This is a genomic window from Agromyces sp. NPDC058110 (genome assembly GCF_042884735.1).
Lineage (GTDB): Bacteria > Actinomycetota > Actinomycetes > Actinomycetales > Microbacteriaceae > Agromyces.
The window spans coordinates 522,528-542,415 of the sequence record NZ_JBHVTI010000002.1 but is presented as its reverse complement, the minus strand read 5'-3'; the positions used below and the strand labels follow the sequence as shown (position 1 = coordinate 542,415).

20 protein-coding genes are annotated in these 19,888 nt (G+C 71.9%); 8 read left to right on the top strand and 12 right to left on the bottom strand.

Going from position 1 to position 19,888, the window contains the following annotated elements; all coding sequences use genetic code 11:
* Nucleotides 1-116: 116 nt before the first annotated feature.
* From ACFVS8_RS07045 to ACFVS8_RS07035, 3 genes are read left to right on the top strand one after another with little or no spacing between them, the layout of a single operon-like run.
* Nucleotides 117-677, top strand: coding sequence for a hypothetical protein (locus tag ACFVS8_RS07045; RefSeq protein WP_387059441.1), 561 nt, complete (start codon nucleotides 117-119; stop codon nucleotides 675-677).
* Nucleotides 674-1,174, top strand: coding sequence for a hypothetical protein (locus ACFVS8_RS07040; RefSeq protein ID WP_387059438.1), 501 nt, complete (start codon nucleotides 674-676; stop codon nucleotides 1,172-1,174). Before ACFVS8_RS07045 ends, ACFVS8_RS07040 begins: the two co-directional genes overlap by 4 nt.
* Before the next feature lie 4 nt (nucleotides 1,175-1,178).
* Entirely contained in the window at nucleotides 1,179-1,565 is a 387-nt protein-coding gene (locus ACFVS8_RS07035) for a DUF488 domain-containing protein (protein ID WP_387059435.1), read from the top strand.
* A gap of 12 nt (nucleotides 1,566-1,577) precedes the next feature.
* Here ACFVS8_RS07035 and ACFVS8_RS07030 read toward each other — a convergent pair whose 3' ends face one another.
* Nucleotides 1,578-2,753, bottom strand: coding sequence for a CPBP family intramembrane glutamic endopeptidase (locus tag ACFVS8_RS07030; protein WP_387059432.1), 1,176 nt, complete (start codon nucleotides 2,751-2,753; stop codon nucleotides 1,578-1,580).
* 177 nt (nucleotides 2,754-2,930) lie between these two features.
* On the opposite strand from ACFVS8_RS07030, the gene ACFVS8_RS07025 reads away from it, so the two are divergent.
* On the top strand, nucleotides 2,931-4,052 hold the full coding sequence (locus ACFVS8_RS07025) for an FAD-dependent oxidoreductase (RefSeq protein WP_387059429.1): 1,122 nt from the start codon (nucleotides 2,931-2,933) through the stop codon (nucleotides 4,050-4,052).
* Between the two features lie 19 nt (nucleotides 4,053-4,071).
* Here ACFVS8_RS07025 and ACFVS8_RS07020 read toward each other — a convergent pair whose 3' ends face one another.
* Both ACFVS8_RS07020 and ACFVS8_RS07015 read right to left on the bottom strand, forming a co-directional pair.
* Nucleotides 4,072-4,956 (bottom strand): CPBP family intramembrane glutamic endopeptidase, encoded by an 885-nt coding sequence (locus ACFVS8_RS07020; protein ID WP_387059426.1) that lies wholly within the window; start codon nucleotides 4,954-4,956, stop codon nucleotides 4,072-4,074.
* A 10-nt stretch (nucleotides 4,957-4,966) separates the two neighbouring features.
* Nucleotides 4,967-5,857 (bottom strand): hypothetical protein, encoded by an 891-nt coding sequence (locus ACFVS8_RS07015; RefSeq protein ID WP_387059423.1) that lies wholly within the window; start codon nucleotides 5,855-5,857, stop codon nucleotides 4,967-4,969.
* An 82-nt stretch (nucleotides 5,858-5,939) separates the two neighbouring features.
* Here ACFVS8_RS07015 and ACFVS8_RS07010 point away from each other — a divergent pair, with 82 nt between their 5' ends.
* Nucleotides 5,940-6,998: a M4 family metallopeptidase gene (locus ACFVS8_RS07010; protein ID WP_387059420.1), complete on the top strand. Its 1,059-nt coding sequence runs from the start codon at nucleotides 5,940-5,942 to the stop codon at nucleotides 6,996-6,998.
* A gap of 25 nt (nucleotides 6,999-7,023) precedes the next feature.
* A complete protein-coding gene (locus ACFVS8_RS07005; protein ID WP_387059417.1) occupies nucleotides 7,024-7,389 on the top strand; it encodes a protealysin inhibitor emfourin in 366 nt (121 codons plus the stop codon).
* Here ACFVS8_RS07005 and ACFVS8_RS07000 read toward each other — a convergent pair.
* The 8 genes from ACFVS8_RS07000 to ACFVS8_RS06965 form a co-directional block, all read right to left on the bottom strand.
* Entirely contained in the window at nucleotides 7,301-8,062 is a 762-nt protein-coding gene (locus tag ACFVS8_RS07000; RefSeq protein WP_387059414.1) for a lysoplasmalogenase, read from the bottom strand. The genes ACFVS8_RS07005 and ACFVS8_RS07000 overlap by 89 nt on opposite strands.
* A 126-nt stretch (nucleotides 8,063-8,188) precedes the next feature.
* Complete coding sequence (locus ACFVS8_RS06995) at nucleotides 8,189-8,560, bottom strand: FKBP-type peptidyl-prolyl cis-trans isomerase (protein WP_157428182.1); 372 nt, start codon at nucleotides 8,558-8,560, stop codon at nucleotides 8,189-8,191.
* Nucleotides 8,561-8,726: 166 nt separating this feature from the next.
* Nucleotides 8,727-9,287, bottom strand: coding sequence for a DUF779 domain-containing protein (locus ACFVS8_RS06990; RefSeq protein WP_387059411.1), 561 nt, complete (start codon nucleotides 9,285-9,287; stop codon nucleotides 8,727-8,729).
* 14 nt (nucleotides 9,288-9,301) lie between these two features.
* Nucleotides 9,302-10,825 carry an aldehyde dehydrogenase family protein gene (locus ACFVS8_RS06985; protein ID WP_387059408.1) on the bottom strand — a complete coding sequence of 508 codons (1,524 nt, stop codon included), beginning with the start codon at nucleotides 10,823-10,825 and terminating at the stop codon, nucleotides 9,302-9,304.
* Nucleotides 10,826-11,244: 419 nt separating this feature from the next.
* Nucleotides 11,245-11,904, bottom strand: coding sequence for a hypothetical protein (locus ACFVS8_RS06980; protein ID WP_387059405.1), 660 nt, complete (start codon nucleotides 11,902-11,904; stop codon nucleotides 11,245-11,247).
* Nucleotides 11,905-12,165: 261 nt separating this feature from the next.
* The gene (locus ACFVS8_RS06975; protein WP_387059402.1) at nucleotides 12,166-13,455 is read right to left on the bottom strand and encodes a GAF domain-containing protein; all 1,290 of its coding nucleotides are present in this window, start codon (nucleotides 13,453-13,455) and stop codon (nucleotides 12,166-12,168) included.
* A gap of 92 nt (nucleotides 13,456-13,547) precedes the next feature.
* A complete protein-coding gene (locus ACFVS8_RS06970) occupies nucleotides 13,548-14,762 on the bottom strand; it encodes a PrsW family intramembrane metalloprotease (protein WP_387059399.1) in 1,215 nt (404 codons plus the stop codon).
* Nucleotides 14,759-16,264, bottom strand: coding sequence for an FAD-binding oxidoreductase (locus ACFVS8_RS06965; protein ID WP_387059396.1), 1,506 nt, complete (start codon nucleotides 16,262-16,264; stop codon nucleotides 14,759-14,761). The genes ACFVS8_RS06970 and ACFVS8_RS06965 overlap by 4 nt, the downstream gene beginning before the upstream one ends.
* Nucleotides 16,265-16,339: 75 nt before the next feature.
* Between ACFVS8_RS06965 and ACFVS8_RS06960 the strand changes: the two genes are divergently transcribed.
* Together ACFVS8_RS06960 and ACFVS8_RS06955 are read left to right on the top strand one after the other, a co-directional pair.
* On the top strand, nucleotides 16,340-17,962 hold the full coding sequence (locus ACFVS8_RS06960) for a DNA-3-methyladenine glycosylase 2 family protein (protein ID WP_387059393.1): 1,623 nt from the start codon (nucleotides 16,340-16,342) through the stop codon (nucleotides 17,960-17,962).
* A gap of 100 nt (nucleotides 17,963-18,062) precedes the next feature.
* Entirely contained in the window at nucleotides 18,063-18,734 is a 672-nt protein-coding gene (locus tag ACFVS8_RS06955; RefSeq protein ID WP_387059390.1) for a FadR/GntR family transcriptional regulator, read from the top strand.
* Between the two features lie 151 nt (nucleotides 18,735-18,885).
* Here ACFVS8_RS06955 and ACFVS8_RS06950 read toward each other — a convergent pair whose 3' ends face one another.
* Nucleotides 18,886-19,866 (bottom strand): ABC transporter substrate-binding protein, encoded by a 981-nt coding sequence (locus tag ACFVS8_RS06950; protein ID WP_387059387.1) that lies wholly within the window; start codon nucleotides 19,864-19,866, stop codon nucleotides 18,886-18,888.
* Nucleotides 19,867-19,888 lie beyond the last annotated feature (22 nt).

Here is a 19,888-nt window from a genome sequence, read left to right as displayed (position 1 = left end):
AGCGTCCGGCGCGTTCGGAATCTCGGGGCGCTGCGGCCCCCGATTGGGGGCGAGATGGGGCGATCCGGTCGTCGCTATGGTGTGAGGATTCCTCATATTGCTCGAGACGGGGCGACATGAACACCAAACCTGCCGGGACGGTCATCGCCGTCATCGCCGTCGTGATGCTCCTGTTGTTCGCCGGAATCTGGACCTGGATCCTCGTCCTCTCGCTGATCGATGCCGCTGCCGGGAACCCGGCCTCGATCGGCAACGAGTTCGTCGTCGCGGCGGGAGCACTGAGCACGCTCCTTGCGAGCCTGACCTCGGCGTCGATCGGATCGGCGATCGCCGACGTCAAGGGCCAGAAATCGGATGGGAAGGGCGGCTCCCCCGCATCTTCGGTCATGACGGTCGAGAAGGTCGCCGCCGAGTTGAGCTGGCGGTCCAAGGCGGCGATCGTCGTGTACATCCTCGTCGGGCTGGGCGTGCTGGGCGTCTGGCTCGTGATGGACACGCTCAGCCCAGAGGTCGTGACCGCCTTCGCGCTGTCGCTCGTCGGCTGGCTCATCGGCGCCGCCGGAATCGTGTTCGAGAGCCCGCCGACGTCGAGTCCGCTGACCAAGGCTGAAGCGGCCCCAACCGCGGAGGCGACCAAGGCGAAGCCTCGGAAGTCGGCGAGGAGGTTCAGCATATGAGCACCGTCCAGGTCCCCCGGACCACGCTCGACTTCATCGCGGTGGCGATCCTGCTGGCCTTCATCGGCATCTGGACCGCCGTGATCATCCGTTCGTGGCTCCAGATTTCCGGCGACGGCGAAACGCAGGTCACACTGAGCGACGGCCTCACTGCGGCGGCCGGCGCGATCACGACGCTGATGACGACGAGAACGGCGTCGGTGCTGGGATTCACGATCACGCGGATCGAGGATCAAGCCGGCGTGGACCTCAATGCCTCCACGCTGACCGCAGGGCTCAACTGGGCCACGCGCTGGGCGATCTACGTGTACCTGTTCGTCGGGGTCGGCGTCGTGGTCAACTGGCTCCTGCTCGGGGCGCAGTCACCGGAGGTCGTGGCGGCGTACTCCCTCGGCATCCTCGGTTGGCTCGGCGGCGCAGCAGGCGTCGTGTTCTCGACGAAGGCGACGACCGACGGGTCCACCCGATCCGCCGACGGCGGAGGGGTGTCAGACTGACGCCATGCCGTTCACCGTCAAGCGCATCTACGACCCGGCCGAGGCATCCGACGGGTTCCGCGTGCTCGTCGACCGGCTGTGGCCGCGCGGCGTGAGCAAGGAGCGCGCCGAGCTCGACGGGTGGATGAAGGATGTCGCCCCCTCGCTCGATCTGCGGAGCGAGTGGCACCACGCCGCCGACCGCGACGCGACCTTCGACGGCTTCGCCGCACGGTACCGACACGAGCTCGACGAGAATCCCGCCGCCGACGCGCTGCTGGTGCTCGGGCGAGAGCGGGAGTCCGAGCGCGTCACGCTCCTGTTCGGCGCGCGCGACGAGCACGCGAACCACGCGCTCGTGCTGCTCGACTGGCTGCGCGAGCACGGGGCATCCGTCGAGTCACCTGCATGACCGTGCGATCGGTCAGCGGAGCCGCGACTCGGCGAGCGTGAGGCCCGGCTCCGGCTGCTTCCACAGCTGACGCGTCACCACGAGCACGGCGATCGCCGCGGCGAGCAGGATCCAACCCGACCACCCGAGCACGCTCCCCCAGAGCGCCCCCGGGTCGGCCAGCGAATCGGCGTCGACGAAGATCATGAACTGGGTCGTGGCCGTGTTGATCGCGCCGTGCGCGACGACCGCGGGCCAGACCGACGCCGAGCGCAGCCGCATCCACCCGATGACGACGCCCGTGAGCACGCAGAACACGACCATGCTCGCGAGCCCGAGCAGGTCGGTGCGCTGGTAGTTGTAGCCGAGCAGGATCAGCGGCGCATGCCAGAGGCCCCAGATCGCGCCGGAGAGCAGGAGCGCCCAGATGGTGCCGAGCGGTCGCAGCACCGGCAGCAGCCAGCCGCGCCATCCGATCTCCTCGCCGAACGCGGCCACGCTGTTGACCGCGGTCAGGAACGGCAGCGACACGAGCGTCAGCAGCACGACGACGGATGCCTCGATGGGCACCGCCTGCCCGCCCGCGTTCCCGTTCAGCGCGTCGATCATCGCCTGCACGCCGCTCAACCCGACGAAGTCGACACGGAGCAGTCCGATTGCGTGCCCGACCAGGAGCGCGAGCAACGGCAGCAGGGTGAAGGTGACGAATGCGAGCGCGATGAAGAACCAGGTGCGACCCGCCGGCCGGATCGGCGTGAGGCCGAGCGAACGCGGGATGCTCGCCGGACGCCGCACCCACAGCACGACCACGAGCGTCGCGAGTGCGGGCGTGAACATCATGGCCGGCGCCAGCAGACCGAACAGCGGATGTGCGAGGCCTTCGTCCGAGGTCCACAGCGGCAGCGCGACGAGCCACGCCCCGACGAACGCGATCACGACGAACACGCCGACGGCGACCCAGGGCACGCGCACCGGGATGATCGGGGCGGCGGCGACGTTCTTCGCACGCTGGCGATTCGCGGCCTCCTCGCGCCGCGACGGCAGCGCGGAGGCCCCGACAGCCGGAGCGACGTTCGCATGGGCGGAGGCACGCATCGGTGCTGCGGCGTAGTCGGGTACGGCAGGTGCCTCGATCGGCGCGGGCGCCGGGGTACCCGGAGCGGGCGCAGGGGCGGGCGCGGGAACGATCGGCGTGGAGTGCTCGGTCATGCCTCAATGCCATCAGGAGGGGCGGCACGGGCGCGTCCGTCGTGCGGTGGATTCCGCTCGTGCGGATGCCGCGGCATCCGTCCCTCGACGGAGACTGCGTGTGCAGCGACGGCACCCGAGCCGGCCGACCCGCCGCGCCGGTGGAATACGCCCCCGCACGGCGTCGTTTCCATACATGTGCATGAGCCTGCGATCCCGGTCGACGTCGTGGTGATCGGCGCGGGCCAGGCCGGGCTGTCGGCCGGGTATCACCTCCGGCGGCGCGGGTTGACGCCCGTCGGCTCGCCCGAGGCATCCGCTCGCACGTTCGTCGTCCTCGACGGCGAGGCCGCACCGGGCGGCGCGTGGCAGCACCGCTGGGCGTCGCTGCGCATGGCCACCGTGAACGGCATCCACGAGCTGCCCGGGTTCGCGGTGCCGCCGGCCGACCCAGCGGCCTCCGCCATGGATGTGCTGCCGGCCTACTTCGCGGAGTACGAACACCGCTTCGACCTGCAGGTCGAGCGCCCGGTCCTCGTCCGCGCCGTGCGACGGGCCGACGACGACCCGAACGGTCGGCTGCTGGTCGAGACCGAGACAGCCGACGGCTCCCGCACCTGGGCCGCGAGGTTCGTGGTCAACGCGACGGGCACGTGGACCCGCCCGTTCCTGCCGTGGGTTCCGGGGGCCGACCGCTTCCGCGGACGGCAGCTGCATGTCGCCGACTACGTCTCGGCCGACGCCTTCGCCGGGCGTCGGGTCGTCATCGTCGGGGCGGGGGTCTCGGCCGTGCAGCTCCTCGACGAGATCTCCCACGTCGCCGACACGTTCTGGGTCACCCGCCGCGAGCCCGAGTGGGTCGAGGCGGACTTCGACCTCCCCGCGCGCACCGCCGCGATCGCGGGCGTCGAGGCGCGGGTGCGCCTAGGCCTGCCGCCCGGCAGCGTCATCTCGGTCACCGGCATGCACTGGACGCCGTGGGCGCGCGCGGCCGAGGCGCGCGGCGTGCTCGTGCGGCACCCGATGTTCGCGTCGATCGAGGAGCACGGCGTGCGGATGCCCGATCGCAGCTTCGAGCCCGCCGACGTCATCCTCTGGGCGACCGGGTTCCGGCCGGCGGTCTCCCACCTCGCGCCGCTCGGGCTGCGCACCCCGCAGGGCGGGTTCCGGGTCGCCGACACGCGTTCGCTCGACGATCCGCGGTTGTTCCTCATCGGGTACGGCCCATCGCAGTCGACCGTCGGGGCGAACCGCGCCGGGCGCGAAGCCGTGCGGCGGATCGTCGCCGAGCTCGACGCGCCCGAGGCATCCGCGGCCTGAGCGCGCCGGCGGGTCGGCGCTACGGCGCGAGCAGGAAGATCGCCGGCCACCCGGTGTGCGCGTACACGATGACCGCGAACACGACGGCGTCGAAGAGCATGTGCACGGTGAAGACGTAGCCGAGCGACTTGGTGAGCTTGAACGTGTAGCCCTGGATGAGCGCGAACGGGATCGTGAGCAGCGGGCCCCACGACTGGTACCCGAGTTCCCACAGGAACGACACGAACACGATCGACTGCAGCAGGTTCGCCTGCCACGTCGGGAAGTGCCGCCGCAGCAGCACGAACACCGTGCAGATGAAGAACAGCTCGTCCCACGTGCCGACCGCGATGACGCCCACGAGCAGCCGCCCGATCTCGTCGGGCTCGGTCACGGTCGGCCAGTTGAGGTACACGCCCGAGGTGATGAAGTAGAACGGCAGGATCAGCCAGCCCGCGAGCGTCACGAAGATCAGGTAGAGCCACTGGGTGCGGGTCCAGCGGTTGCCCGTGCGCCACGGGAAGCGGATCGTGCGCTCCCGGTACAGGAACCGCGAGATCAGGAACGGCACGAGCACCGCGAGACCCAGCACGACCGCGAAGCGCACCATGCCTGCATCACTGAGGTCGGCCTTCATCGACGCCGTCGAGATGATCACCTGGCCGACCGCGATGAGCGCGAGGTCGGCGAGCAGCCGCTCGGTGCGACCCGAGCGGTCGCAGAGCCACGCGGCGACGAGCCCGACGGCGAGCATCGCGTAGCCCGCGATCGGCAGCAGGAACCCGAACAGCAGCACCGCGGCACCGCACACGAGCAGGGCGGGAACCAGGGCGAGCGGATGCTGCCGCAGCGCGGCCGGCTCGATCGCACGGTCGGATGCCGCGGGCCCCGCCTCCGGCGCCGGGTCGTCGTTCGTGCGCGGCATCCGCCCGCTCCTACTCGTCGTCGGCGAGCGCGCCGCGGGCCACGGCGGCGACCCAGCGGCAGAGGAACACCGCACCCGCCTCGTCGTGGATGAGGTCGCCGGCCGTGAGCACGGGGTATGCGGTGGCCGGCACGCCGTCGGCCGGTCGCACGTCGACGTGGCGCACCTGCTCGCCGCGCTCGTGCAGCCAGGTCGCCATCGCGTAGTCGCCGCGCGAGTCGCCCACCGTGCGCCAGTGCTGCGGGCGGATGCCCCGCTCGGCGAGCAGCGCGACCGCCCGCTCGGCGCCGAGGTCCTTGCCGAGCCGCACCGACTCGATGTCGGTGGAGATGATCGTGGGGTCGATGCGCCAGTGCACGCGGCCCGCGCCATCCGGTCGCTCGTGACCCTCGCGCACGGTGCCGAACCCGCGCTCGGCGAGCGCCTCGTGCGCGTGGTCGTCGAAGCCCGGCTGGGCCGCGAGGTAGTCGGCGTTCTCGACGTGCACGTGCTGCTCGACCGAGACCATGGCCCGCTTGGTCTCGTCGAAGAAGCCGAACTCGTCGAAGTGCGCCGCGACGTACTCGCGCATCGCGTCGGAGAAGTCGGTCGGCATCGCGAGGTCGAGGTCGACGAACACCTCGCCGAGGCCGTCGGTGTCGATCGAGGCCCAGACCGCCCCCTTCTCGCAGATCGCCCACACGGGCGCACCGGGTTCGAGGCCGGCGGCCAGCAGCGGCGGCACGACCTGCTCGGCGATGAAGGCATCGGAGCGGCCGGTGTTGAAGATGACCGGGACCCCGGCGTTCGCGAGGGTCGCGAGGTCGCGCGCGATCGACGGGATCGCGATCGAGCGGGTCACGGGGCTCGCGATGGGGCCGTCGACGTCGAGCAGGAGGCCGAGGAGCGGGGTGGTGGTCACCCGTCAAGCCTACGAGGAACGGCGGAGCGCCGCTCCGGCGCGGCGGCGGGCGGATGTCGGGGGCTGCTGCCAGCATCGACGCATGCCGACGATCGTTCCGCCCTACCTGCTCGACCGCATCGCCGAGGCCGCGGGTGCGCGGTACCCGCTCGCCGCCGAGGCCGCGAGGCGCGCCCTCCTGCGCGAGCCGCCCGCCCGGCTCGGCCCCGACTCCCCCGGGCTCCCGCTCGGCCGGGACTCCGACCAGCCGAGCGCCCTGCCCGACGCGCCTTCGGCACCCGAACGGCGTATCTCCGACGCCGAGGGCACCGAACGGCTGCCCGGCCGGCTCGTGCGGCGCGAAGGCGAGCGGGCGACCGGCGACGAGGCCGTCGACGACGCCTACGACGGCCTCGGCGACACCCACCGCATGTTCGACCGCGTCCTCGGCCGCGACTCCATCGACGGGCGCGGCATGCCGCTCGAGGCCACCGTGCACTTCGGCGACAAGTACGACAACGCCTTCTGGGACGGCGAGCGCATGGTGTTCGGCGACGGCGACGGCGAGATCTTCCGCGGCTTCACCGATTCGCTGAGCGTCATCGGGCACGAGCTCGCGCACGGCGTCACCGAGCACACCGCGAAGCTGCGCTACCAGAACCAGTCAGGTGCGCTCAACGAGCACGTCTCCGACGCGTTCGGAGCGCTCGTCGAGCAGTACGCGCTCGGTCAAGACGCCGAGGCGGCGACCTGGCTCATCGGCGAGGGCATCTTCACCGACGAGGTGCAGGGTCGAGCCCTGCGCTCGATGCTCGAGCCCGGCACGGCCTACGACGACGACGTGCTCGGACGCGACCCGCAACCCGGGCACATGCGCGACTACATCGAGACGACCGACGACAACGGCGGCGTGCACCTCAACTCGGGCATCCCGAACCGGGCGTTCGCGCTCGCGGCCCGCAGACTGGGCGGCTTCGCCTGGGAGCACGTCGGGCGCATCTGGTACGACACGCTCACCGCAGGGCGGCTCGACGAAGACGCCACCTTCGCGCAGTTCGCCGACGAGACCGTGCGGCAGGCAGGGCTCCGCTTCGGCGAGGCGTCGCGCGAGGCCGAGGCCGTGCGCGAGGGATGGCGCGAGGTCGGGGTCCTGTCCGCGTAGGCGAACGAGGGGTACCGTGGGCGGCATGGACGTCTTCGTGGCGCGCAGCGGCGGCCTTGCCGGCATCCGACTCACCTGGCATGTGAAGGTCGACGATCAGCCCGACGCCGACGACTGGTTCGTGCTCATCGAGGAGCTGCCCTGGAACGACGTGCCCGAACCGCCGGCGCAGCCCGACCGGTTCACGTGGGACATCCGGTGCGAGCCCGACGAGCCCGCTTCGACCTCCGCGAGCCCCGCCGAGCCGGAGCCCTCGGCGGGCCAGCCGCCCGCCGAGTCGGCGACGCTCGCCGAGGCCCAGCTCACGGGGCCGTGGCGGCAACTGGTCGATCGGGTTCGCGAGACGGCCGAGCCGAAGCGCGAAGCGCCGCGAGCACCCCGATCGCGATGAGCAGCTGCGCCGCCAGGTAGGTGGTCATGACCGTGAGGTCGTGCAGCGCGAAGTCGTACCCGGGCAGGAACCGGCCGAGTCCCAGCACGGAGTCCGACGTCACGAAGAGCGCGCCGCCGATCGCCATCACCGGGCCCCGGGCCGCGGCGAAGGCCGCCATGAGCCCCAGCACGAGCCCATAGAGCGCGACCGGCACGAGGAGCGCGCCGGTGTGCGGACCGAGCAGCGCGATGAATCCGCCGAACCACACGACGTAGACGAGCGTCCAGAGCGGCGGCCGCCGCCGGGTCGACGCGGCGATGCCCGAACGGACGGTGCCCCGGTCCTGGCCGTCGCCCGACCGGCCGTCGTCCGACCGGCCGCCGCCGCGGCCCGGCAGGCGCACGAACACCGTGATGTACGCGACGTGCGCGAGCAGGAACGCCCCCAGCCCGACGACGAACATGCCCGGGAACGAGAGGGCGACGTCGCCCGCCCACGACAGCGCGATCGCGGCCAGGAGCATCCACGGCAACGCGAGCGGCACGGGCCGCGTGCGGCGGGCAGCGAGCACGACGCCGAGCGCGAGCAGCGGCATCAACAGCGCCTTGGTCGCCGTGATCGACCAGCCCGGCCCCGTCTCGAGGAGCACGAGGTGGACGGCGCACAGCACGAGGTAGGGAGTGAACGTCATCGGCACCCGCCGATCGTAGCCGAGCGGATGCCGCGTGCCGCACGCCCGCCCATCCGCGCGCACGACGAAGGCCGCCGGCGTGCGCCGACGGCCTTCGGGTGGTTCAGTGGTGCGGGTCTCGGGCGCTCAGCTCACGCCGAGCAGGTCGATCACGAAGATCAGGGTCTGGCCCGAGAGGCGGTGTCCGCCGCCGGCGGGGCCGTAGGCCTTGTGCGGCGGCACGATCAGCTTGCGGCGACCGCCGACCTTCATGCCCGGGATGCCCTCCTGCCAGCCGGCGATGAGCGCCTGCAGCGGGAAGTTGATCGACTGGTTGCGGCTCCACGAGGAGTCGAACTCGTCGCCGGTGTCGTACTCGACGCCGAGGTAGTGCACGTCGACCGTGGAGCCGGGCGTCGCCTCGGCGCCGTCGCCCACCACGATGTCCTCGATGACGAGGTCTGCGGGGGCGGGGCCCTCGGGCGCGTCGATCTCGGGCTTGCTGTTCGTGTCAGTCATGGGTTCCATCCAACCCGACGCGGATGCCGCGGACAACCGTCCACACCCTCTTGCGCTGACTGCGAACATGTCGCAGTCTTGAACCCCTAAGAACTCGTCGTCCCGCAGAGTCGTCGGCATTGCCACACCGCAGGGCGGCGAGTTTCTTTGCGTCCGGCGGCCCGGCTCATTCCTCCATGAGCCGCGACCTGATCATGAACCGCACCCCCTCAGGCGCCTCCACCGAGAACCCGCTCCCCCGCCCCTTCACGACGTCCACCGTGAGGTAGGTGTGGCGCCAGTAGGCGAACTGCTCGGCCGACATCCAGAACGGCACGACGCGCGACGCGCCGGCATCCGCAGCCCTTCCGTGTTCGCCGACAGGCCCGCCCGCGGCATCCGCCCCGCCTTCGCCGCCCGACCCGCCCGCGGCATCCGCGCCGTGTTCGCCGCCCGACCCGCCCGCGGCATCCGCCCCGCCTTCGCCGCCCGGCCCGAGGTCGAGCTTGCCGAGCAGCACGTCGGCGTCGCTCGTGATGAACTCGCCGGCTGGGTAGCACATGGGCGAGCTGCCGTCGCAGCATCCGCCCGACTGGTGGAACATGAGCGGCCCGTGCTTCGACCACAGCATCGCGAGGAGCTCGGATGCCGCGGGGCTCAGTTCCACCCGCGGCATCCGATCCCCCGCGACCGTGATCGAGGCGACGACCCTGCCGAGCGCCCCCACGCCCGGTACGTCAGTGCTCATCGCGGTCCCCCGGATCAGAAGAACCCGAGCGGGCTCTCGTTGTAACTGACGAGCAGGTTCTTCGTCTGCTGGTAGTGGTCGAGCGCGGCCTTGTTGTTCTCGCGGCCGATGCCCGAGGACTTGTAGCCGCCGAACGCCGCCCCGGCGGGGTACGCGTGGTAGTTGTTCACCCACACGCGACCGGCCTGGATGTCGCGGCCGGCCCGGTACGCCTCGTTGCCGTTGCGGCTCCAGACGCCGGCGCCGAGCCCGTAGAGGGTGTCGTTCGCGATCTCGATGGCGTCGGCGTAGTCGGTGAAGCTCGTGACGGCGACGACCGGGCCGAAGATCTCCTCCTGGAAGAGCCGCATGCGGTTCTGGCCCTCGAAGATCGTCGGCTGCACGTAGTAGCCCTCGCTGAGGTCGCCGCCGAGGTCGGCGCGTTCGCCGCCGAGCAGCAGCTTCGCGCCCTCCTGCTTGCCGATGTCGATGTAGCTCAGGATCTTCTCGAGCTGGTCGTTCGAGGCCTGCGCCCCGACCTGGGTCTCGGTGTCGAGCGGGTTGCCCTGCTTCGCCTGCTTCGTGCGCTCGATCGCGTCGTCGAGGAACGTGTCGTAGATCGACTTCTGGATGAGCGAGCGGCTCGGGCAGGTGCACACCTCGCCCTGGTTGAAGGCGAACAGGCTGAAGCCCTCGAGCGCCTTGTCGTAGAACGTGTCGCGCTTGTCGGCGACCGACTCGAACACGATGTTCGGGCTCTTGCCGCCGAGTTCGACGGTCGACGGGATGATGTTGTTCGACGCGTACTGCAGGATGAGGCGGCCCGTCGTCGTCTCGCCGGTGAACGCGATCTTGCGGATGCGGTTCGACGAGGCGAGCGGCTTGCCCGCCTCGACGCCGAAGCCGTTCACGACGTTCACGACGCCGGGCGGCAGGATGTCGGCGATGAGCTCCATGAGCACGAGGATCGACGTGGGCGTCTGCTCGGCGGGCTTCAGCACCACCGCGTTGCCCGCGGCGAGCGCCGGCGCGAGCTTCCACACGGCCATGAGCAGCGGGAAGTTCCACGGGATGATCTGGCCGACCACGCCCAGCGGCTCGTGGAAGTGGTACGCCACGGTGTCGTTGTCGAGCTGCGTGAAGCTGCCCTCCTGCGCGCGGATGAGGCTCGCGAAGTAGCGGAAGTGGTCGCTCGCGAGGGGCAGGTCGGCGTTCAGCGGTTCTCGGATCGACTTGCCGTTGTCCCAGGTCTCGGCGACGGCGAGCAGTTCGAGGTTCGCGTCGATGCGGTCGGCGATCGCGTGCAGCACGCGGGCGCGCTCCGTGGCGCTCGTGCGACCCCACGCGGGGGCGGCCTTGTGCGCGGCGTCGAGCGCGGCGTCGATGTCGGCCGCGGTGCCGCGGGCGACCTCGGTGAACGGGCGGCCGTTCACGGGCGAGATGTTCTCGAAGTAGGCGCCCTCCTTGGGCTTCACCCATTCGCCGCCGATGAAGTGCTCGTAGCGGGGCTTGAACTCGATCAGTGCGCCGGTGGTGCCGGGCGCGGCGTACACGGTCATCGTGTCTCCTTGACGTCGTTGTCTGATTGACCAGTGGCTGGTTCCCCCGCACCGCGCAGGCGCACGGCGCGGGGGTTGCAGATCACGGTAGGAGCGCGGCCGTTGCGACCGGGTTGCCCGAGGGTTGCAGGTGCGTTGCAACGCGCCAGCAGAGGCGTGGGCGCAGGCGCGGCTGGCGCAGGCGCGCGCCCGGGCTCGGGCTCGGGCTCGGGCTCGGGCTCGGGCTCGGGCTCGAGCTCGGGCTCGGGCTCGGGCGAGCGGATGCCGCGGCTCGGGCGATGCGGTCGGGTGGCCGTCTCGAAATTCAGGACATCCGCGGAGACGGGTCGCGGAGAGCGCCCGTGGTGGCCGATCTCCTGAATTTCGTGACGCCGCGGCTCAGCGCTGCGCGTCGGAATCCGCCCGTTTCGGGTCGGCGATCACAGCTCGCCGCTCGCTGTCGAAGTCGGCGCGATCGTCGCTGCCGCCGCCTCGATCAGCATCGTCAGCACCTCGGTGTACTCCGCGTCGCTGACCGGCATCAGCCACGGCGAGGAGAGCTCGACCGGGACGATGCCCAAATGGTAGGGGCGGCCTCGCTCCTGCCCGGAGATCACGATGGCACGCTCGGCGAAGTCCGCGAATCCGGCCGTGCCGACGGTGATGCTCTCGATGCGATCGAATCTCAGCTTCGCGCCGGCCGAATGGCCGGCGCGTGGAACCGCGTGGAGCGTGATGGCGCGGTCCGAGATCTCCATCACCTGATACGTGCGCCTCGCGTGCGTGTACGACTCGATGAGCCCGATCTCCCTCGGGGGAAAATGCGAGAAGGCCGCAGTCGTGCGCACGATGAGCCCTTCCCCCGCGAGTCCGCGTGCGTCGCGAAGCGCGCGGACCCTCCGGCGGGCCAGTCCGAACCCGACGATCTGGCCGACCACCGCCACCGCGATGAAGAGCAGCACGACGGTGAGCTCGGTGCTGCCGCTGCGCACCACGACGCTGACGACGTACACGGCGACGACCAGCCAGACGGCGAGCAGAACGAGGCCCGGAAGCCGACGCCGCGGCAGACCCGGCCGGGCACGGCGAGCGAGCAACATGCTCTCCTGCTCCCTCGAGGCCAACGGGGCTCCATCCGTTCGGCGCGATCATGCGCATGGCTCGGACCCTCGCGCACGGGGAGGCGCCGGTTCCGCGGATCGATCCTGACATAGGGCGCCGCCGGTGCCATGCACGCCGAGCGGATGCGGCGGCTCAACCGATGCGGTCGGGTGGCCGTCACGAAATTCAGGAGATCTGCGGAGATGGGTCGCGGAGAGCGCCCGTGGTGGCCGATCTCCTGAATTTCGTGTCGCCGCGGCTCAGCGCTGCGCGGCCTCGAGCCGTTCGAGGTGGGCGACCACCGAGGCCCGGCGTGGGGATCGCGGCGGCAGCACGCCGAGCAGGGCGCGCCACACGTCGGCGTCCTGCCGGTTCTCGTCGCGCTCGGCGAAGGCGGCCAGGAGGTCGGGCGCGGCATCCGACAGCATGGATTCGCGCAGGCGACCGGCGAGCTCCTCGCGGATCTCGACGATGCCGGGGGCGGTCGACGCGGGCAGCACCGGGCCGACGTACCGGTCGAAGGCCCGGCGCAGCGACCCGCGCGCGAGCAGGTTCGCGACGGATGCCGCGTCGAGGTCGACCTCGCGCGCGAGGCGGTACGGGCGGGACTCGAGGGCCGGCTCTCGCGCGGCGTCGAGCACGCGGCGCAGGCGCACGAGTTCGGCGCGCACGGTGACGGGCGAGACATCCTGTTCGGACAGGAGCGAGGCGAGGCGCTCGGCTCCGAGTCCGCGCGGATGCCACGCGAGCAGGGCGAGGATCTCGGCGTGGCGCGGGCTCAGCTCGGTCGAGCCGAGTCTCGGGCGATGCTCGCCGAGCACGCTGAGCGGTGTGCGGACGGCCTCGGCGGCGGAGACCGGGCGCGCCCGTGCCCGACGGATCGTCGCCTTCACGGCCGACTCGAGCCGGGCGATGCGCAGCTCGGCCTCGACGGCGGCGACCGTCGCCGACACGAGCGACAGCGCGTGCGGTGCGACCGCCAGATCGGTGCCCGTGATGTCGATGACGCCGAGGATCTCGCCGGTCGCGGGGTCGTGCACGGGAGCGGCGGTACAGCTCCAGGGGTGCACGATGCGGTTGTAGTGCTCGGCGCCGCGGATCTGCACGGCGCGGTCGAGCGCGAGGGCGGTGCCGGGGGCGCTCGTGCCGACGCTCGCCTCCGACCAGTCGGCGCCGGCGACGAAGAGCATGTCCTCGGCCCGACGTCGCAGCCCCGCGTCGCCATCGACCCAGAGCAGGCGACCCTGCGCGTCGCCGATCGCGATGACCAGTCCCGATTCGTCTGCACCTTCGACGAGGAGACGACGGATGACGGGCATGACGGGCGCCAGGGCGTGGCCCGCGCGGTAGTCGCGGAACGCGTCTTCATCGAGGTCGAGGCGCGGCAGCGCCCGATCGGGATCGATCGCGCCGCGGATCGCGCGCTCCCACGACTCGCGCACGACCGGCCGCAGCACGGGCGGCGCGGATCCGGCGGCGATCGCGTCTTCCTGGAGGTGCAGCAGCCGATCGCGCAGCATCGGACTCTGCGGGTACTGCGGCACGGGCATGCCGACTCCGATCGCCGTCAATCTGGATGCGGCAATCCTACGTGCCGAGCGCCGGGAACGGCAGTGCGCTCAGGCGCCGGACCGGTCGGCGCTCAGGCGCCCGGCCCCGCGATCGCACGCCGGTCGGCGGCGACGAGGTCGAGCAGCTCGCGCTCGTCGGCGATGCGTCGGGCGTCGGCACGCCCGGTCACGATGGCCTGCCGGGTGAACGCCAGCCGCGTGGCGTCCGCGATGAAGCGCTTGACCTGCTCGGTGCGCGGGGGCACCTGCGACCGGCCCCACGCGAGCGCCGCGCTGCGGCCGGCCGGCGAGGCGAGCCCCTCGACCTCGTCGGGGTTGAACCACCCCGCTGCCGCGTACTCGAGCAGCCTGGCGCGCGTGATCGAGCGTTCCTGGCGACGGAGCAGCACGGTGATGACGATCGCCGCGATGAAGATGGGCACCTGCACGAGCAGGTACAGCGCGACCGCGTCGGTGGCGAAGGTCAGCGACCCGTTCCAGAGCGCGTGCAGCGCGATCGCGCACGCGAGGCCGCCGAGGAACCAGACGAGGATGCCGGGGCCGCGCGTGCGCCGCGCGCCGAGGCCGATCGCGAGCCCGGTGCACGCCGTGAAGAGCACGTGCGCGAACGGCGAGAACAGGCCGCGCACGACGAACGTCGCTCCGAGCGCCGCGCTGCCGCCCTCGATGAGCGCCGATCCGAAGTAGAGGATGTTCTCGGTGAACGCGAATCCGGCGGCGACCGTGGCGGCGTACACGAGCCCGTCGACCGGTCCGTCGAAGTGGCTGCGCGAGAACGTGAAGAGCAGCAGCACGCCGAGGCCCTTCGCGACCTCCTCGACGATGGGCGCCTGCACGACGGCCTGCATCGCCTCGTCGGGCCCGGTGTTGAGCGCGAACGCCATGGCGAGCTGCACGCCCGTGTCGACGAGGAGCGCGATCGCGACCGAGACGGCCGCACCCCACAGGAACGCGAACCACAGCGCCCAGCGCGGCTCGGGCTCCCAGCGGTCGATCCAGCGCACCGCGAGCAGCACGATCGCGAGCGGCGCCAACGCGAGGAGGCTGCCGATCAGGAGGGTCGGGATGCCGAGGGCGACCGCGAAGTACGCGATGACGAGCACACCCACGAGTACCGCGACCGCGATGCCGATCGGCGCGAACGCCCCCGCGCCGCGCCGGGTCGGCACGATGACCGGAGCCGGGGGCGGCATGAACGACCGGGGCGACGGCCCCGGGTTCACGACGGGCCCGGTCCGGTAGGCCTCGGGCGACGATCGGTACGCGTCGGGCACGGGATCGGTCATCGGTCCTCCTCGGGAACGGCGGGCTGCGGCGTCGAACGGACGGGCTGCGGCGTGGCGAGCCCTGGCTGGCGCGTGGTCGGCGCCGTCGTCGCGCCGGCCTCGAACATCACGCCCGGACTCAGGATGCCGGTCGGGTCGAACAGCGCCTTGATGCCGCGCTGCAGCTCGAACTGCAGGTCGCCGAGCTCGTCGGCCAGCCACCTGCGCTTCAGCACCCCGACGCCGTGCTCGCCCGTGAGCGTGCCGCCGAGGGCGACCGCCTCGCGGAACATCGCGTCGGCCGCCGCCCACACGTGCTCGGGCACCTCGCCCGGGTCGCCGCCGTCGTCATCGGCGCCGAACACGAAGTTCGGGTGCAGGTTGCCGTCGCCGGCATGCGCGAGCGTCGGGATCTCGAGCCCGTGCTCGCGGCCGATGCGCTCGATCGCGCGGAACATCTCGGGCAGCCTCGAGCGCGGCACGGCGACGTCCTCGATGAGCACCTGCCCGCGCGAGGCGAGCGCGCCGTGCCACGCACGACGGATCGCGACGAGACGCTCGCCCGACGCGGCATCCGTCGACCGGCTCACGCGCCCGCCGGCGGCGGCGAAGGCCGCCTCGATCACGTCGGCCTCCGCAGCGGCACCGGCCTGGTCGGTCTGCGCGAGCAGGAACGCCTCGCCCGGCGCGAGCGTCGCGAGGGGCGTGCCCGCGAGCGCACCGGTGCCGAGGTGCTCGGCCACGCGGGCGATGCCCCCGGCGTCCATGAGCTCGAGCATGGCCGGCCGCACGCGCGAGGCGGTGACGGCTGCGGATGCCGCGGCCGCCGTCTCGACGTCGGGGAACGCCGCCGCGATCGTGACGACCTCGCCGGCGGGCAGCGGACGCAGGCGCACCGTGGCCTCGACGATGACGCCGAGCGTGCCCTCGGAACCCGTGAGCAGTGCCGTGAGGTCGTAGCCCGTGACACCCTTGACCGTGCGGTGCCCGGTGCGCAGCAGACGCCCGTCGGCGAGCACGACGGCGAGCGCGAGCACCGACTCGCGCGTGACGCCGTACTTGGCGCACAGCAGGCCGCCGGCGTTCGTGGCGATGTTGCCGCCGATGGAAGAGATCGCGCGGCTGGCGGGGTCGGGCGCGTACCAGAGGCCGAGCGGGGCGACCGCGGCGGCCAGGTCGCCGTTCAGCACGCCGGCCTCGACGACCGCGAGCTCGTCGGCCTCGCTGATCTCGAGGATGCGGTTCATGCCCGCGAGATCGAGCACGAGGCATCCGTCGCTCGAGATGGCGCCGCCCGCGAGGCCGGTGCCCGCGCCCCGCACGACGACGGGGGTGCCGCTCGCGTGCGCGAGGCGCATCACCTGCTGCACGTCGTCGACGGATGCCGCGTGCACGACCGTGATCGCCCGGTGCGCACTGCGCCAGCCCGAGCGGTCTTCACGCAGCGCGTCGAGCTCGGCCGGCGCCGTCGAGACGCAGGAGCCGAGGGCGGCGGTCAGCTGGGCGAGCACATCGGAGGGCATGGGCCCAGCATATGGGCGACCGCTGATGTCCGATTCCCGCCATCGGATGTCGGTGGCGCGTGTCAGGGTTGAGGCATGCCCAGCACCGCAACGACGTCGCGAACGCTCAGCGAGCAGTCCGTCGACGACCCCGTCTTCGCCGAGCGCTACCGCGCCATGCAGGCGCGCGACGCCCGCTTCGACGGGCAGTTCATCACCGGCGTGCACTCGACGGGCATCTACTGCCGACCGAGCTGCCCGGCGGTCTCGCCCAAGCCCTCGAACGTGACGTTCTACCTCACGGCCGCGGCCGCGCACGAGGCCGGGCTGCGCGCGTGCAAGCGGTGCCTGCCCGACGCCGTGCCCGGCTCCCCCGAGTGGAACCTGCGCGACGACCTCGCGGCCCGCGCCATGCGGCTCATCGCCGACGGCGTGGTCGAGCGCGACGGCGTTCCCGGGCTCGCCGCGCGCCTCGGGTACACGCCGCGGCACCTCACCCGGGTGCTCACGGCGGAGCTCGGCGCAGGTCCACTCGCGCTCGCGCGCGCGCACCGTGCGCAGACCGCGCGCACGCTGCTGACCTCGACGTCGCTGCCGGTGGCCGACGTGGCGTTCGCGTCGGGGTTCGGCAGCATCCGGCAGTTCAACGACACGATCCGCGAGGTGTACGAACGCAGCCCGCTCGAGGTGCGCGCCTCGGCGCGGGTGCACGAGCGAGGGCGCCCCGACCGCATCGGACCGGCCGACCTCACCCTCGTCGATCGGCGCGACGCCGAGCGTGCGAGCGCCGAGTCGCCCGACGAGACGAGCACCGCCGCGGGTGCCGGCGCCGGTGCCGGGGTCGTGCGCTTGCGGCTGCCCGCGCGTGCGCCCTTCGACGCTGCGGGTGTCTTCGCCTGGCTCGCCGCGCGCACCGTCTCGGGCGTCGAGCACGCCTCGGTCTCCCCCGACGGCGCCCCGCGGTTCGCACGCACGCTGCGCCTTCCCGGCGGGCCCGCGCTGCTCTCGCTGGAGCCCGGCGGCGACGCCGCCTCCCCGAGCATCGAGGTCGAGGCCCGGCTGGCCGGGCTCGGCGACCTCCCGCCGCTCGTCGCGCGTGTTCGGCGCCTGTTCGACCTCGATGCCGACGCGCAGGCCATCGACGCCGCGCTCGGCGCCGAACCGGCGTTCGCCGCGTCGGTCGCCGAGGTGCCCGGCATCCGGCTCCCCGGCTGCCTCGACCCGCACGAGCTGGTCTTCCGTGCGCTCATCGGCCAGCAGATCTCGGTCGCGGCGGCCCGCACGGCCCTCGGGCGGCTCGCCGCCGAGCTCGGCGAGCACCTTGCCGAAGCTTCCGACCTCGCGCTGCTGTTCCCCACGGCCGAGGCGATCGCCGAGCACGGCGCGGAGGTGCTCCGAGGGCCTGCGGCGCGCATCCGCACGATCGTCGACGTCGCCAGACGACTCGCCTCGGGCGAGCTCGTGGTCTCGTCCGACCGCGAGCGGCACGACCTCGAGGCGAAGCTGCTCGAGATCCCGGGCATCGGCCCGTGGACCGCCGGCTACGTCGCGATGCGCGTCACGGGCGCGCCAGACGTGCTGCTCACCGGCGACCTGGCGCTCCGCAACGGCGCCGTCGCACTGGGGCTGCCCGGCGATGCCCGCGCACTCACCGCGTACGGCGCCCGGTGGGCACCGTGGCGCAGCTACGCGTCGATGCACCTCTGGCGCCACGCCTGATCGCGGGCGCTGGTCGCCCGTCGCACCCTGCCTTCGGCACCCCGCCGAAAGATCGGATGTCTGCGCCGATTTCGGCGCCCCGCCGCGCTACGATGCACGAATGGCCGTCACCGACGAAGCGATCCTCAAGATCAAGGAGATGATCCTCACCGGCGAACTCGCTCCGGGTGAGCGACTCCCGCCCGAGAAGGAGCTCAGCGACCGGCTCGGCCTGTCGCGCTCATCGCTCCGCGAGGCCGTCAAGGCCCTCGAGGTCATCCGCGTCCTCGACGTGCGGCGCGGCGACGGCACCTACGTCACCAGCCTCGAACCGCGCCTGCTGCTCGAGGCGATGTCGTTCGTCATCGACCTGCACGACGACCAGTCGGTGCTCGAGATCTTCGCCGTGCGCCGCATCCTCGAGCCGGCCGCCGCCTCGCTCGCGGCCCGCAACGCCGACGAGGCGACGATCGAGCGACTGCGCTCGGTGGTCACGAGCGTCGACGAGGCCACCGACGTCGAGGGGCTCGTGACGCACGACCTCGAGTTCCACCGCGGCATCGCCGAGGCCACCGGCAACGCCTACCTGGCGAGCCTCATCGACTCGCTCTCGGGGCACACCGTGCGGGCGCGCGTGTGGCGCGGCATCACCGAGGAGAACGCGGTCGACCGCACCCTGCACGAGCACCATGCGATCCTCGACGCGATCGCCGCGGGCGACGCCGACCTCGCGCAGGCGCTCACGGTCGTGCACGTCAGCGGCGTCGAGCAATGGCTGAGATCTGCCCTCTGACCGGGCATCCGACCCCCTCACTCGACGACGAGCCGAGCACTGACTGCTCGCCCGAACTCGGCTGCACGCCCGAACGCGACTGCACGTCGCAACCCGAAGGCATGCAGAAGGGGCGCCGACTCCCGTCGACGCCCCCGGCTGCTCGGTCGGCCTACTCGTAGAGCACGGCCTGGATCTCGTCGTCGTCGATGTTCGTCGAGTCGTACCAGTAGAAGCCCGTGTCGATGGTCTTCGGCAGGTCCTTGCCGTCGATGGCCTCGACGGCCGCCTTGACGGTCTCGTAGCCGATGCCGACCGGGTTCTGCGTGATGGCGCCGATCATGAGCCCGTCGCGGATCGCGTCCATCTGCGCCTTGCCGGAGTCGAAGCCGACGACCGCGAGGGTCGCGGGGTCGATACCGAGCTCCTTGACGGCCTGCACGACGCCGATCGCCGAGCCCTCGTTCGAGCCGTAGATGCCCTTCAGGTCGGGGTTCGCGGCGATGATCGCCTTGGCGAGGTCGGCCGACTTCGCCTGGTCGCCACCGCCGTACTGGATGTCGACGATCTCGATGTCGGGCTCGTTCTCCTCCATGTACTGCACGAAGCCGTCGCGGCGCTCCTGGCCGGTGACCGAGGTCTGGTCGTGCACGACGAGGGCGACCTTGCCCGTGTGGTCGATCGCGTCGGCCATGTGCTTGGCGGCCTCGGCCGCGGCCGCGAGGTTGTCGGTCGCCGCGGTCGTCACGGGGATGTCGCTGTCGACGCCGGAGTCGAAGGCGATGACGGGGATGCTGCTGTCCTTCGCCTGCTGCAGCAGCGGGCCGGCGGCCTGGCTGTCGAGCGCGGCGAAGCCGATGGCGGCGGGGTTCTTGTCGAGCGCGGTCTGCAGCATCTGGATCTGCTGGTCGACGTCGGCCTCGGTGTCGGGGCCCTCGAACGTGATCTCCACGTCGAACTCCTCGGCGGCCTGCTCGGCACCGGCCTTCACGGCCTGCCAGAACTGGTGCTGGAACCCCTTCGAGACGAGGGCGACGTACGGCTTGTCGCCGCTCGCGTCGTCGCCTGACGAGCCGCTGTCGGCGCAGCCTGCGAGTACCAGGGCTGCGGCGACGAGACCGGCGACGGTGCCGATCGTGCGCTTCTTGAACATGATCACTCCTTGTTCTTTCGGA